The organism is Pseudomonas rhodesiae (genome assembly GCF_013285305.1).
GTDB lineage: Bacteria > Pseudomonadota > Gammaproteobacteria > Pseudomonadales > Pseudomonadaceae > Aquipseudomonas > Aquipseudomonas rhodesiae.
Genome location: NZ_CP054205.1, coordinates 69,873 through 83,004, shown reverse-complemented (window position 1 = coordinate 83,004; position 13,132 = coordinate 69,873). Strand labels below are relative to the sequence as shown.

The 13,132-nt window shown below is 58.1% G+C and carries 8 protein-coding genes and 2 pseudogenes; 2 read left to right on the top strand and 8 right to left on the bottom strand.

Annotated elements, in window-relative coordinates; translation table 11 throughout:
• Nucleotides 1–24 precede the first annotated feature (24 nt).
• On the top strand, nt 25–1,173 hold the full coding sequence (locus tag HRH33_RS00370; RefSeq protein ID WP_040266718.1) for an NAD(P)/FAD-dependent oxidoreductase: 1,149 nt from the start codon (nt 25–27) through the stop codon (nt 1,171–1,173).
• A gap of 191 nt (nt 1,174–1,364) precedes the next feature.
• The gene (locus HRH33_RS00365) at nt 1,365–1,640 is read left to right on the top strand and encodes an HU family DNA-binding protein (RefSeq protein ID WP_011064269.1); all 276 of its coding nucleotides are present in this window, start codon (nt 1,365–1,367) and stop codon (nt 1,638–1,640) included.
• 98 nt (nt 1,641–1,738) lie between these two features.
• Here HRH33_RS00365 and HRH33_RS00360 read toward each other — a convergent pair whose 3' ends face one another.
• The 8 genes and pseudogenes from HRH33_RS00360 to HRH33_RS00325 form a co-directional block, all read right to left on the bottom strand.
• Nucleotides 1,739–2,146, bottom strand: coding sequence for a hypothetical protein (locus HRH33_RS00360; RefSeq protein ID WP_167417327.1), 408 nt, complete (start codon nt 2,144–2,146; stop codon nt 1,739–1,741).
• A 14-nt stretch (nt 2,147–2,160) separates the two neighbouring features.
• A pseudogene (locus HRH33_RS00355) lies at nt 2,161–3,609 on the bottom strand (RHS repeat-associated core domain-containing protein); the annotation flags it as partial.
• 153 nt (nt 3,610–3,762) lie between these two features.
• A complete protein-coding gene (locus HRH33_RS00350) occupies nt 3,763–4,236 on the bottom strand; it encodes an SMI1/KNR4 family protein (protein WP_167418681.1) in 474 nt (157 codons plus the stop codon).
• Between the two features lie 12 nt (nt 4,237–4,248).
• Nucleotides 4,249–5,588: pseudogene (locus HRH33_RS00345) on the bottom strand (RHS repeat-associated core domain-containing protein); the annotation flags it as partial.
• A 5-nt stretch (nt 5,589–5,593) separates the two neighbouring features.
• Nucleotides 5,594–6,217 (bottom strand): hypothetical protein, encoded by a 624-nt coding sequence (locus HRH33_RS00340; protein ID WP_167418682.1) that lies wholly within the window; start codon nt 6,215–6,217, stop codon nt 5,594–5,596.
• Nucleotides 6,218–6,228: 11 nt separating this feature from the next.
• Entirely contained in the window at nt 6,229–10,608 is a 4,380-nt protein-coding gene (locus tag HRH33_RS00335) for an RHS repeat-associated core domain-containing protein (RefSeq protein WP_173603344.1), read from the bottom strand.
• Between the two features lie 12 nt (nt 10,609–10,620).
• Complete coding sequence (locus HRH33_RS00330) at nt 10,621–11,055, bottom strand: DcrB-related protein (RefSeq protein WP_167416942.1); 435 nt, start codon at nt 11,053–11,055, stop codon at nt 10,621–10,623.
• A 15-nt stretch (nt 11,056–11,070) separates the two neighbouring features.
• Nucleotides 11,071–13,011: a type VI secretion system Vgr family protein gene (locus HRH33_RS00325; protein ID WP_173603343.1), complete on the bottom strand. Its 1,941-nt coding sequence runs from the start codon at nt 13,009–13,011 to the stop codon at nt 11,071–11,073.
• Nucleotides 13,012–13,132 lie beyond the last annotated feature (121 nt).

The window sequence follows — 13,132 nt, the reverse complement described above, 5'->3', positions numbered from 1 at the left end:
GAAACGTACTACAAGGAGAAAGGAATGAACGCACCTGTCGTGATCATCGGCACAGGATTGGCCGGCTACAACGTGGCCCGGGAGTTTCGCAAGCTCGACAGCGAAACCCCATTGCTGCTGATCACCGCAGATGACGGGCGCTCCTACTCCAAGCCCATGCTCTCCACCGGCTTTGGCAAGAACAAGGAAGCCGATGGCCTGAGCATGGCTGAACCGGGCGCGATGGCCGAGCAACTCAAGGCCGAGGTGCGCACCCACACCCGCGTCAGCGGCATCGACCCTGGCCACAAGCGCCTGTGGATCGGCGAGGAAGCGGTGGCTTACCGTGACCTTATCCTGGCCTGGGGCGCCGAAACCGTGCGCGTACCGGTCGAGGGCGACGCTGCCGAGCTGATCTTCCCGATCAACGACCTGGAAGACTACGCACGTTTTCGCGCCGCCGCCGCCGGCAAGCGTCGCGTACTGCTGCTCGGCGCCGGCCTGATCGGCTGCGAGTTTGCCAATGACCTGATTCTGGGTGGTTATGAGATCGATCTGGTCGCGCCGTGCGAGCAAGTCATGCCCACCCTGCTGCACCCGGCTGCGGCTGCGGCGGTGCAAGCCGGCCTGGAAAGCCTTGGCGCACGCTTCCATCTGGGTCCGGTGCTCAACCGCCTGCAACGCACGGCCGATGGCCTGGAAGCGCATCTGTCGGACGGTGAAGTGATCCGTTGCGACCTGGTGGTCTCGGCCATCGGTCTGCGCCCGCGCATCGACCTGGCAGCCGCGGCGGGCCTGCAGGTCAACCGTGGAATCATGGTGGACCGCCACCTCAAGACCTCCCACGCCAACATCTACGCCCTGGGCGACTGCGCCGAGGTCGACGGCCTCAATCTGTTGTACGTCATGCCTCTGATGACCTGCGCGCGCGCCCTGGCCCAGACGCTGGCCGGCAACGCCACCGCCGTCAGCTATGGCCCGATGCCGGTCACCGTAAAAACACCGGTGTGCCCGTTGGTGGTCTCCCCACCGCCACGCGGCACCGAAGGGGTGTGGAATGTCGAGGGGCAGGGTGGCGATATCAAGGCGCTGTGCCGCGACGCCAGTGGCCGCCTGCTGGGCTATGCGCTGACGGGCACCGCCGTGATGGAAAAACTCGCGCTCAACAAAGAACTTCCGCCGTTGCTGGCGTAAATACCGGTCGTTCTGTCGGAATAAGCACATTTTTCCCTCTAGAAAGGTCGCCGCGAGACTGGCGGAGCGTGCGAGGGCATGCCATCCTCACTCCCGTCTGCCGCAGAGTAGAGCCTGCGGCGCTTTGGGCGCCGCTCCGTCAGAGAGCGGCACGGACATAACAACAAAAAACCGTCAAAGAGGCTTCACTTATGCGTAAACCCGAACTCGCAGCCGCCATCGCTGAAAAAGCGGATCTCACCAAAGAGCAGGCCAACCGCGTCCTCAACGCCATTCTCGAAGAAATCACCGGCGCCCTGCACCGCAAGGACAGCGTCACCCTGGTAGGCTTCGGCACCTTCCTGCAACGCCACCGCGGCGCCCGCACCGGCAAAAACCCGCAAACCGGCGAGCCTGTGAAGATCAAGGCCAGCAATACCGTTGCGTTTAAGCCGGGCAAGTCGCTTAAAGACAGCGTCAACCCGTAAGCGCAGTACCGTCCGAAGGGAGGCGGGGTGGTAGGAAAAGTGGGCACGCCGACGGGGTTGGGTGCCCATTTTTTGTGAAATTGCACAATCATTAGAGTTTAGGCTGTCCACCCGTTCTCGACACACCACTGCTGTACATCCGCGATCAGTTCTGCTGAAACTGGCTGAAGATTAGGCAGCTTTTTCTCGTACTTTTTAATGCTCTCGACAAAAAACTTAATAAATGCCGCACCGATTAATTTGCGCTGAGCGGATTTATCTTTTTTATGCGGGACAAAATCTTCCTCGTCCATGGAAATATCTAGACCGAACATTTTGTCTTTTGCGTAGTACCGGCAAAATGTTTTCCGGTCCAGCCCCTTCGGCAGGCACCGCATGCAGACTGCTAGCTCCCAGTCGAGGGCAGGATACTTTTTTTCGAAAATCTCACTCAAGCCATTTAGCTCGTCAGTGATTTCAAAGACCTTTGTCCAGCTGGGAGAGTCAGACGTTGTATCGACTCGCATAAAGTAATCCTCAGTCAGTGCCTGCATTTGTTACCTGGTGGCAGTTTTCCACGGCGTTTGAAATATTTTCCGATTTTTAATCTTTCCCATATCTGCATGTTGCCCTTCGTTGGGGCGGCCATAACACGTTTGTAAGCAAGATTATTAGCTTTCAGCCATTTCTGTGTGTATCGCCTATTAGGATTGACCGTTTCACCGACTTTCCAAATTTCACCCTTTTTCAAAAAAACTTTACCAACGGGCTTTTTATGCCCCCAGGCCATCTCGTCATAAAGGCCATCTTTCTTCGCTATCAGGTAGTAAAGTTCGGGGGTCAATCCCCATGGATCAATCCAGGATATTGGATTGGGGCTGTACTGATAAAAATTTACGCCCCCCAACAACCCAATCGGATCCGGCGTAGTAAACCGCCCCACATCCGGATCATAAAACCTGAACGTGTTGTAGTGCAGCCCCGTCTCCCGATCCAGATACTGCCCCTGAAACCTCAGGTTCTGCTCTTCAATGTAATAAGGCTCGCGCACCTCTTCCAGTGTGTTGCCCCACACCCGATACGTCGCCTGCCAAACTGTGTGCCCATCCGCTTCGGTGAGTTGTTCCGGCAAGCCGTTCAGGTCGTTGTGGTAGTAGCGGATTTTTTGCAGAGGCCCGCTGCCGTCAATGCGGGCAATAGGCTCGTAGCCTTCGTCTTGGTAGATGTAAAGACTGGTCTGACTGTGTCTATGCTCCTGCAACAACCGCAGGCCATCCCACATAAACCGGGTTTCCCCCAGCGGATACCCGTCACCGCCGTGCTCGGTTTTCGCGATGCGTCGGCCCAGCGGGTCGTAGGTCATCCGGACCACGCTGCCGTTTTCATTGCGTACTTCGATCAGACGGCTTTCGGCGTCGTAGGCAAAGCGTTGCAGGCCGCGCGCGGTGCTGCGTTTTTCGATTGTGCGGCCAAAGGCGTCATAGCGATAACGCTTGTCCTGATAAGTCAGCAGCTTGTTATGCACCACTAACCCGGCACCCGCCTGCGGGCCGTCGAGCAGGTTGGCGGCGGCGTCGTAGGCGAAGGTTTCGCGTTGGCCGTGCAGGTTGTCCTGGCTGGCGATGATGCGGCCGGTGGCGTCGTAGTGCAGCAGTTGGCGGTGTTGTGTGGCGGGCTGCTGGTCGAGTTTGCCGATCAGGTTGTCGGCGGGGTCGTATTCGAATTGTTTTTGTGCGGCTGCCGGTAACAGCGATGGTTGGCCCGCCAGGCGACGTTGACGTGCGCGCAGGCGGCCGCTGCGGTCGTATTCGCTGCGGGTGCTGAGCTGGCCTTGGGTGCGCAGCACTTCGCGGTGCAGGCGGTCGCGTTCGAAGTCGCTGATCACCTGGCCATCGAGGTTGATCTGATGCAGGTGACCGCTGCCGTAGTACAGGCGGTTGAGCCAGCGGCCGTCGGGCAGTTGGGGCTGGATCAGGCGGTCAACTGCGTCGCGTTTAGTCGATGAATGATTGTGAGAGTGGTGTCTAGGGGATCACCAACAGGGCGTTGTCGGAAATCTCTAAGACGCAGCTCCTTAGTTTCCAGAACTGCTGAATCTGACTCCACAAGGAGAAAAGATGCTTGAGAAAACCAGTTTTTTCTCTTATTCCTCGTCAACATCGGTCTCATCAACCAGCCCTTGAACGAACCTTAGAAAATTTGAGCACACAGGCTTTTCGGATTCAGCGTGATTCTCCTCAGGGCTCAATTCGCTATCGAAGGTATCCGTCGTGAAATAGCTGATGCCTCCCGAATCTAGGTTTAAGCAAAAAAAGTTGCCTCCTAGATCGTCTGCGAAGGGAAGAAGATGTGAGGGGATTACCTTTTTTTTCAGCATCAGTTGATAGGTAGACAGCAGCGTGGGTTCCCCGTATGCAATCGGCCTGAAAGATGCTACTTCGATAGGGTCGAAAAAGTCTTCGCTCTCCCAATAAGGTCGTTCAGGCATGCCTCCGTTGTACGTAAGATAATGATTTCTAAAGGCCGTGGGCAATTTTTTACCTATAACGGACTCCAGCTCATCCAAGTCAGCTGGAGTAATGGCCGTTTCGCAGTCCGAAAATTTATTTTCAAACATCGTGATCTCCAATCATGAGCAGCGTCCGGGTTTGACTTTACTGCTGGGGATTTTGTTGGCGAGCCAACCTTTTTTGGAGGCCGCAAGAACTGACTCGCTGCTGTCGTATTTAACTTTGAAATGTTTCTCGTATTGAGCAACTGAACCACTATGGGGGTAAGTCGCCTCATGTGCAGATTTTCTGACCAGTTGCATTGTTGTATTGCCAGTCTTCGGATCGAAGTCATCAACGTGGTGCCAGGTATAGAGGTTTTTGGCACTTCTAGGAATACCTGCTTCCTTGTACGCTTGAGTAAAGTCGCGTGATCTAGAGCCTTGCATCTTGATCGTCACAATATTTCTTTGTGAGCCTTTTATCGGATACAAATCACTGCTCCCAGTGAAATCAACCCCTGCATAAGCCCAGCCCCATGGATCTGCCCAACCTACAGGGTTCGGAGCGTATTGGTAAAGATTGAACCCCCCCTCCAACCCAATCGGATCCGGCGTAGTAAACCGCCCCACATCCGGATCATAAAACCGGAACGTGTTGTAGTGCAGCCCCGTCTCCCGATCCAGATACTGCCCCTGAAACCTCAGGTTCTGCTCTTCAATGTAATAAGGCTCGCGCACCTCTTCCAGTGTGTTGCCCCACACCCGATACGTCGCCTGCCAAACTGTGTGCCCATCCGCTTCGGTGAGTTGTTCCGGCAAGCCGTTCAGGTCGTTGTGGTAGTAGCGGATTTTTTGCAGAGGCCCGCTGCCGTCAATGCGGGCAATAGGCTCGTAGCCTTCGTCTTGGTAGATGTAAAGACTGGTCTGACTGTGTCTATGCTCCTGCAACAACCGCAGGCCATCCCACATAAACCGGGTTTCCCCCAGCGGATACCTGTCACCGCCGTGCTCGGTTTTCGCGATGCGTCGGCCCAGCGGGTCGTAGGTCATTCTGACCACGCTGCCGTTTTCATTGCGTACTTCGATCAGGCGGCTTTCGGCGTCGTAGGCGAAGCGTTGCAGGCCGCGCGCGGTGCTGCGTTTTTCGATTGTGCGGCCAAAGGCGTCACAGCGATAACGCTTGTCTTGATAAGTCAGCAGCTTGTTGTGCACCACCAGCCCGGCGCCGGGTTGCGGGCCGTCGAGCAGGTTGGCGGCGGCGTCGTATTCGCTGCAGGTGCCTGCGCATCATTTCGCGCAGCTGACGGTCGCGTTCGAAGTCGCTGATCACTCGGCAGTTGAGGCTGATCTGGTTCAGGTGGCCGCTGCCGTAGTGCAAACGGTTGAGCCAACAGCCGTCGTGCAGTTGTGTCTGAGTCAGGGTTATCGGCTTCGTCGTAGCTGTAAGCATAGCGCCCGCAAAACCGGTCGTTGGATAGAAAAGTCAGTTTTCTGGATATATTAATATTTTGCTGTTGTCGTGGAGTAATTCGTAGATGGTGGGGGCGCCATTAGCGTGTGTTATTTCATAAATTCTCGTTGTAAATGTGTCTCGCCAGATATTTTCAGTAACTGAAACTATTTTTCCCCCATTATATTTGTAAAAGGTTTCAAAGTATTCGCCAGTATTGAGCAAACTATAGTGCGCTATCGTGTGTCCGCCTTCGAGCTTGTTAACGGCAACTGAGTCGAGATTGGCATCCATGTTTTTTTCTAAAGTACTGCCGAAATTTAGTTCTATAATGGAAGCTGGAGTGTTTATGAAGAATCTTCTATAGATAATCCATTGCTCTTTGAGTTTTATATGCTTTGCGTATTGTATTTCGGCTATTATTTCTTGGTGATTGTCTAAAAAATAGCATTGCTTGTTATTGGCTGGTTTAGAGCTGTTTTTAAGTAAGCGGCCTGGGCTAGATCCTTGAAGTTCACAGATATAAGGTGCGGGGTTATATGAGGGCATGAGGCCCATGCCCCATTGTTTCGATACATGCGATTTTTCTACGTGAAATATAAGGTCGCTGTATTTTTCTTTGTATTCATTGATTAGCGAAAGCAAAAAATCCTTCATGATAAATATTCCTATTTTGCCAGTGGGAAAGTTTTGCCGCCAGCGAGCTCTAGGTTAAGTGTCTTGAGTCCTTGCTCGAAATCGGTCTTTGTTTTTGCGCCCTTTAGCGTATCCCACACATGTTGTTTATATGCATTTCCATGTACGCCTTCTCCCGCATGGGCAGTTGCTTTGGTGTTTGGTAGCCGAGATTTTGAATTGACTGGCAGCCATATGCCATTTTCTTTTTGGTTTATATCGATACCAAGTCTCTCCATGCGCCTTCTTAGGAAGCGCATCCGTATGTCTTTTGAGTTGGACATGACAATATGATGTGCCCGATAGTCCTTGCTTGGCGCCTTGCCCAGCCTGCCGCCGAGTTTTTTTGCATCACTTGAGCAACTTAACCCAAGCGGATCCAGCCACATAAATGGGTTAGGCGTGTACTGGTAGAGATGGAATCCGCCCAACAACCCAATCGGATCCGGCGTAGTAAACCGCCCCACATCCGGATCATAAAACCTGAACGTGTTGTAGTGCAGCCCCGTCTCCCGATCCAGATACTGCCCCTGAAACCGCAGGTTCTGCTCTTCAATGTAATAAGGCTCGCGCACCTCTTCCAGTGTGTTGCCCCACACCCGATACGTCGCCTGCCAAACCGTGTGCCCGTCCGCTTCGGTGAGTTGCTCCGGCAAGCCGTTCAGGTCGTTGTGGTAGTAGCGGATTTTTTGCAGAGGCCCGCTGCCGTCAATGCGGGCTAGGGGTTCGTAGCCTTCGTTTTCGTAGACGTACAGGCTGGTTTGGCTGTGGCGGTGTTCCTGCAACAACCGCAAGCCATCCCACACAAAACGCGTTTCCCCCAGCGGATACCCGTCACCGCCGTGCTCGGTTTTCGCGATGCGTCGGCCCAGCGGGTCGTAGGTCATTCTGACCACGCTGCCGTTTTCATTGCGTACTTCGATCAGGCGGCTTTCGGCGTCGTAGGCAAAGCGTTGCAGGCCGCGCGCGGTGCTGCGTTTTTCGATTGTGCGGCCAAAGGCGTCATAGCGATAACGCTTGTCCTGATAAGTCAGCAGCTTGTTATGCACCACTAACCCGGCACCCGCCTGCGGGCCGTCGAGCAGGTTGGCGGCGGCGTCGTAGGCGAAGGTTTCGCGTTGGCCGTGCAGGTTGTCCTGGCTGGCGATGATGCGGCCAGTGGCGTCGTAGTGCAGCAGTTGGCGGTGTTGTGTGGCGGGCTGCTGGTCGAGTTTGCCGATCAGGTTGTCAGCGGGGTCGTATTCGAATTGTTTCTGCGCGGATGCCGGTAACAGCGATGGTTGGCCTGTGAGACGACGTTGACGTGCGCGCAGACGGCCGCTGCGGTCGTATTCGCTGCGGGTGCTGAGCTGACCTTGGGTGCGCAGCACTTCGCGGTGCAGGCGGTCGCGTTCGAAGTCGCTGATCACCTGGCCATCGAGGTTGATCTGATGCAGGTGGCCGCTGCCGTAGTACAGGCGGTTGAGCCAGCGGCCGTCGGGCAGTTGGGTCTGGATCAGGTTGCCGAGTTCGTCGTAGTGGTGGTGCAGGCTGCCCGCCGAGCTCTGTTCGGTGAGCAACTGGCCAAGGGCGTCGTAGGCGAAGCTCAGGGCCTGGGTGTTGCCGTGCAAGTCGGTGAACGTCACCGCCGTAAGCTGATCCACGGCGTCATAGCTGTAGTCCGTGCGGCCATCGTCGGTGGTCTTGGCGATCAGGCGGCCAACAGCGTCGCGCTCCAATCGATGGACGATGGGCGCGGGCGCTGTCTCGGGGACGACCGCCAAACCACTGCCGTACGGGGCCGGTACAGCGGTCACCGCAATCACATTGTCCAGCGGATCGTAGCGGTAGCGCTTGGCGCTGCCATCCAGGTCCTGCTGCTCGGTCAACCGATCGCCGGCGTCCCAGGCAAACCGATAACGCTCGCCGTTTTCGTTGATCAGCGCCTGCAGGCGCCCATAGCTGTCATAGCCGAACTGCACCTGCCGACCATGGGCGTCGATGCGCTGGCGCACCTGGCCGCGACGGTTGTGCTGGTACAGGGTGGTATGCCCGGCCGGGTCGGTGTAACCCACCAGTTGGCCGCTGGTGTTGCGTTGATATTGCTCGGTGCGCCCGTCCGGCAATTGGCTGCTGAGCAGGCGCCCCTGGGCGTCATAGCTGAACAGGGTGCGCTCGCCAAGGGCGTCGGTGATGACCTGCAAATTGCCGCGTTCGTCGTAGCTGAAGCGGGTGGGGTAGCCGGAGCAATCCACGTGCTCGACCAACTGCCCGAACGTGTTCCAGCGCAGCTTCTTGCTTTTGCCAGTGGCGTCGATGATTTCTACGGGCTGGCCGTGATCGTCATAGCGATAGCGAGTGACATAGCCCAGCGGGTCGGTTTCGGCGATGCAGTTGCCGCGCTGATCGTAGCGATACGCCCAGCTATTGTCGGCGGCGTCGGTCTCCACCAGCGGCAGTGCCCAATGCTCAAGCCACAAGGTCGAGTCGCTGCGGCCCAGCGGGTCAGTCTCGCCGATCAGGTTGCCGGCATCGTCGTAGCTGTACGCATAGCGCCCGCCCAGCGGATCGGTGGCGCTGAGCAATTGGCGTTCGTCGTTCCACTCGAACAGCCAGGTTTGCCCGAGGTTGTCGCTGTACCGAACGATCTGGTGCTGGGTGTTCCAGTGGCGGGTACTGACGCGTTGCAAGCCGTCGGTAATCCGCGTGATACCGGCCTGCAAGTCATAGTCGAACTGGTAGGCGTCGCCTTCGTCGGTCCAGTGCCGGACCACGCGCCATTCCGCGTTTTCAACCAAGGCCCACTCATAGAAACAGCGCAACCCGGTCGGTAGCTGGTGCTCCACCATGCGCCGGCCAGCATCGTAGCTGAAGCGGCGCTGCACTTGGCCAGTGGCATCGCGGACCTCTGCCAGGTTGCCGATAGCGTCGTAGCCATAGCTGACCAGCACTTCGCGGCGCTGGTCCGGGTACAGCCGTTCGAGCCGCACCACGTGACCTTGATCACGGATCAACTCCACTTGCACCAGATCGAAGGTATCGCGCAGTCGGACCAGGCGCCCAGCGTCGTCATAATCGACATAGATGCGGTTTTCGTTACGGTCGCCGAGCTGGCTGAGACGCAGCAATGCCGGATTGGCGGAGGGTTCGAACAAACGATACAGGCCGTCATCGCTCTCGATCAGCAACTGCCCGTTAAGATGTCGGCGCACGGCCAGCCCTTCACCGGCGCTGAACACCGCGCCGCCCAGGGGGATGCTGCCCATGTCGATAGGCCGGCCCTGTTCATCGGTGTAGATCAGCGTTTCACCGCCGTCGGGGTGAGGCTGGATGGCGACGCAGACTTCATACGGCACGCTCCAGCCTGGGCCGAACAGGCTGCCCGTGCGTTCGTCACGGCTGTTGTAGAACCGCTGCCAATCAATCGGCAGGATGCCCGGCAGGACGAAATCCAGCTCTTCGTCACCGCCCAACACCTTGGCGCCGGTGGCCGCGTGCACCGGGTTCGACGAGCCCATCGCCGCGTTGGCCATCGCCCCCATCGCACTGCTGACGGCCATCGAGGCCGCGCCGCCGATCAACATGCAGGGCAACTTGCTGAAGAACTTGCCCTTGCCGCCCTTGAGCATCAGCAACGCCGTCACCGCCAGCCCGACGCCCGGTGTCTTGCCGCTGCGGATCTCACGCACCACCACCGAACCGCCGCCGATGGTCACGTTGGAGGAGATCAGCCCCGACGACACCACCGTTGCATCGCAGGTGCTGCGGTCACCGCTGCGCACCGCCGGTTGGCCATTGATGGTGACTTTTTCCGAACCCTCGGCCAGAAACTGCGGCGGCATCGGCGGATGTTTTGTGCACGTCACCTGATCCAGCGGCTTGGGTTCGGCACCGGGGGCGGGCGTGGCCACCGTGGGGCGCCACATCTGCGAGAAGAAGCTCTCGGCCATGTCCAGGAAGCTGGCTTCTGGCTCGGGCGCGGGCTCTTCCAGCTCAGTGCCGGCGGGTGCGACGTGAGAGGTGATCGCCCCGGCGGCGCGAGCGGCCGGAATGTTATTGGTCAGGGTGTTGGTGGAGCCGGTGAGGATGTTCGCCTGCACCGTGGGCGGAAACAGGGCGTTGCTGAAGCTCTCGCATAAATTCGATAAGCCTTTGTCCGCGCCGGTCTTGCTCATGGCCAGGCCGACAACCGTGCCCACCACGGCGCCCAACAGGAAGCAACCGAGCCCGCCAGTGGCCACGGTAATCCCGGTGGCGGCAACCACCGCCGCCGTCGCCACCGCCGTGATCGCGATGTTGGCCGCCACTTCCAGCACACCGCCGAGGATGTCGGCCATCATCGAAGTGTGGGAGAGCGCATCGCCCATGCGGGCCGCCCAAAGCGCGTCAGACATGCAGGCAGCTCATCAGGAAATGGCGTCGAACGACAGCGAGTTCTTGATCAGCGCCCAATGCGCCGCTTCGGCCTCCCCAAGCTTCTCGGCCTTCACATAACTCAAGGCGAGCATCTTGCGCGTGCCCGGTATCACCAGCGCCAGCTGGTATTGGAACACCTTGTCGTTGCCCTTGTTGAACTGGCTGCGCAGCTCGATGCCTTCCACTTCCTGCGCGGCGCCCAAGCGCACGTCCACGCCCGGTTGATAGCGCAGATCCTGCACCTGTTTTTCCAGGCGCTGGAGCTGGTCGTTGAAGTTGCTGTGCAGGGTTTCGCCGTCGGCCAGCTGGCTGCGGCTGACGATCAGGGATGTGCCCAGCTCAGGGAATTTGAGGATGTTGATCGTCGCATCCTGCAGCTCGCTCGCCGGCAGTTTGAACTGGAATTCGTTGATTCGGTACGTCATGGCAAACGGGTCTCGTCAGGAGCTTTTCGGCGCGGGGAACGCGGCTTTGATATTGGCGTCGATGCTGGTTTTCTGGCCCTGTCCATCGGGCGTGGCGCCAGGGCCGCCGCCGTTATTGAGGTGCAGCACGCCTTTGGTATTGATCTCGGCATCGCCGCTGGCATAGAAGCTGATGTTTACGCCGGTGAGGTTGATCTGCCCGCTGGCATTCAACTCCAGGATGCTTTCGCCGCAGACCAGGCGCAGGTTTTCGCCCACCTCGATCACATAGCTCTGGCTGATGCTGTCGGTCTTGCGCTGGCCCACCGAGAGGATGTCTTCCTGCTTGACGATGCGCAGGCGGTTGTTGCCGATGGTGACCGTCTCGTTGTGGCCAATGCTCTTGTTGCGGTCGTGCCCGACGGAGTGGCTCTCATCCACCTCCACCACGATGTCCTGATTGCGCTCGGCATGGATATACAACTGCTCCAGGCCCTTCTTGTCCTCCATGCGGATTTCATTGAAGTTGGCCGGCGTGCCGCCCTTGCTGGAGCGACTTTTCATGCCGCTCTGGGTTGCGTTCTCGGGCAGGTCGTAGGGCACGGTCTGCTCGGCGTTGTACACCCGCCCGGTGATGATCGGTCGGTCCGGGTCGCCTTCCAGAAAGCTCACAATCACTTCCTGGCCGATCCGCGGAATCTGCATCGAGCCCCAGTTCTTGCCGGCCCAGGACTGCGACACACGAATCCAGCACGAGCTGTTTTCGTTGGATTGGTCGTGACGGTCCCAATAGAAATGCACCTTTACGCGGCCGTACTGGTCGGTCCAGATTTCCTCGCCTTTGGGGCCGACCACCAGTGCGGTTTGCGGGCCTTTGACGATGGGCCGGTGAGTGGTGGCCAACGGGCGGAAGCTTTGCTGTGCGTCGATGCAGGTCAGGCTGCTTTCGAACTGCGCCGAGGCCGAACCGCCGCCGCTTTCGAGGTTTTCCTGGACGATGTAGTAGCGGATGCCAACGATCAGGTATTCGCGATTCTGGTCCTGGCGGCTGAAGCCGGTGAGGCTGAACAGATGGCCCGAACCCAGGCCGCGCGCATTGCCGGCGAACTCGATCTGTTCGTGCAGGGTCTGCAGGGCTTCGATGCGGGTACGCGCGTAGTGCTCGCCGTCTTCGCTTTGCACATAGGTGCCGGGGTAGTCGTAGAGCGGGTAGTCGCCGGCGGTATGTGGGCGCGGCATGGCCGAGCGCACGTCGATGCTGGCGCTGGGGCGCTGGAAGTCGTAGTCGTTGAGTTCCAGGGAGCCCGGCTGCACCTCCTGCGCCAAATGCCAGTTGTGCATATGGTCGCGTTCGCGCTGTTGCTCATCCTTGGGGTAGTACGGCACCGACGCGTAGCCCGGCACGGTGGTGTGGGCGCCATAGGCATCGGCCAGTACCAGCACATGGCGGTCCTGCTCATGGCGGAAAAAGTAGTAGATGCCTTCCTGTTCCATCAAACGGCTGACGAAATCGAAGCTGGTTTCGCGGTACTGCACGCAGTATTCCCACTCGCGATACGGCCGGCTCAGGGCGTCTTCGAAGTCGGAAAAGCCCAGGTCGCGGAACACCTGCTTGATGATCTGCGGGACGCTCAGGTTCTGGAAAATCCGGCAGTCCGAGGTGCGCGTGAGCAGCCAGAACCACGGGCGCAGCGTCACTTGGTAACTGGCGAACTGGCCTTGATCAATGTTCTGGCTGCACCGCGCGACGATGCCGTGGAAGTGCCGCTCGCCGCCGTCCGCCAATTGCAGGCCGACGCTCATGGGTTTGCCGAGCAACTGGTTGAGGTCGATGTTGGCGTCCAGGGACGTCAGTTGCAGCTCGTAATTGAACAGGCGCCCCAGCTCTTCACCACCGCCCATTTCATTGAGCAGCAGCACATCCGGCCCGAGGGGGCTGGTGATCTTGGCCAGGCGTGAGGCTTGGTTGAATAGCATCGGTTAACCCGTAAATGACTTAATAACTGACGAAACCGGTTTAAAAATGTGGGAGGGGGCTTGCCCCCGATAGTGGTGTATCAGGTTAGAAATTACTGGCTGACCCACCGCCATCGGGGGC

Coding starts and splice junctions, on each gene's coding strand:
- HRH33_RS00325 (WP_173603343.1), bottom strand. CDS start 13,011: ATGCTATTCAACCAAGCCTCACGCCTGGCCAAGATCACCAGCCCCCTC.
- HRH33_RS00335 (WP_173603344.1), bottom strand. CDS start 10,608: ATGTCTGACGCGCTTTGGGCGGCCCGCATGGGCGATGCGCTCTCCCAC.
- HRH33_RS00330 (WP_167416942.1), bottom strand. CDS start 11,055: ATGACGTACCGAATCAACGAATTCCAGTTCAAACTGCCGGCGAGCGAG.
- HRH33_RS00350 (WP_167418681.1), bottom strand. CDS start 4,236: ATGTTTGAAAATAAATTTTCGGACTGCGAAACGGCCATTACTCCAGCT.
- HRH33_RS00370 (WP_040266718.1), top strand. CDS start 25: ATGAACGCACCTGTCGTGATCATCGGCACAGGATTGGCCGGCTACAAC.
- HRH33_RS00360 (WP_167417327.1), bottom strand. CDS start 2,146: ATGCGAGTCGATACAACGTCTGACTCTCCCAGCTGGACAAAGGTCTTT.
- HRH33_RS00340 (WP_167418682.1), bottom strand. CDS start 6,217: ATGAAGGATTTTTTGCTTTCGCTAATCAATGAATACAAAGAAAAATAC.
- HRH33_RS00365 (WP_011064269.1), top strand. CDS start 1,365: ATGCGTAAACCCGAACTCGCAGCCGCCATCGCTGAAAAAGCGGATCTC.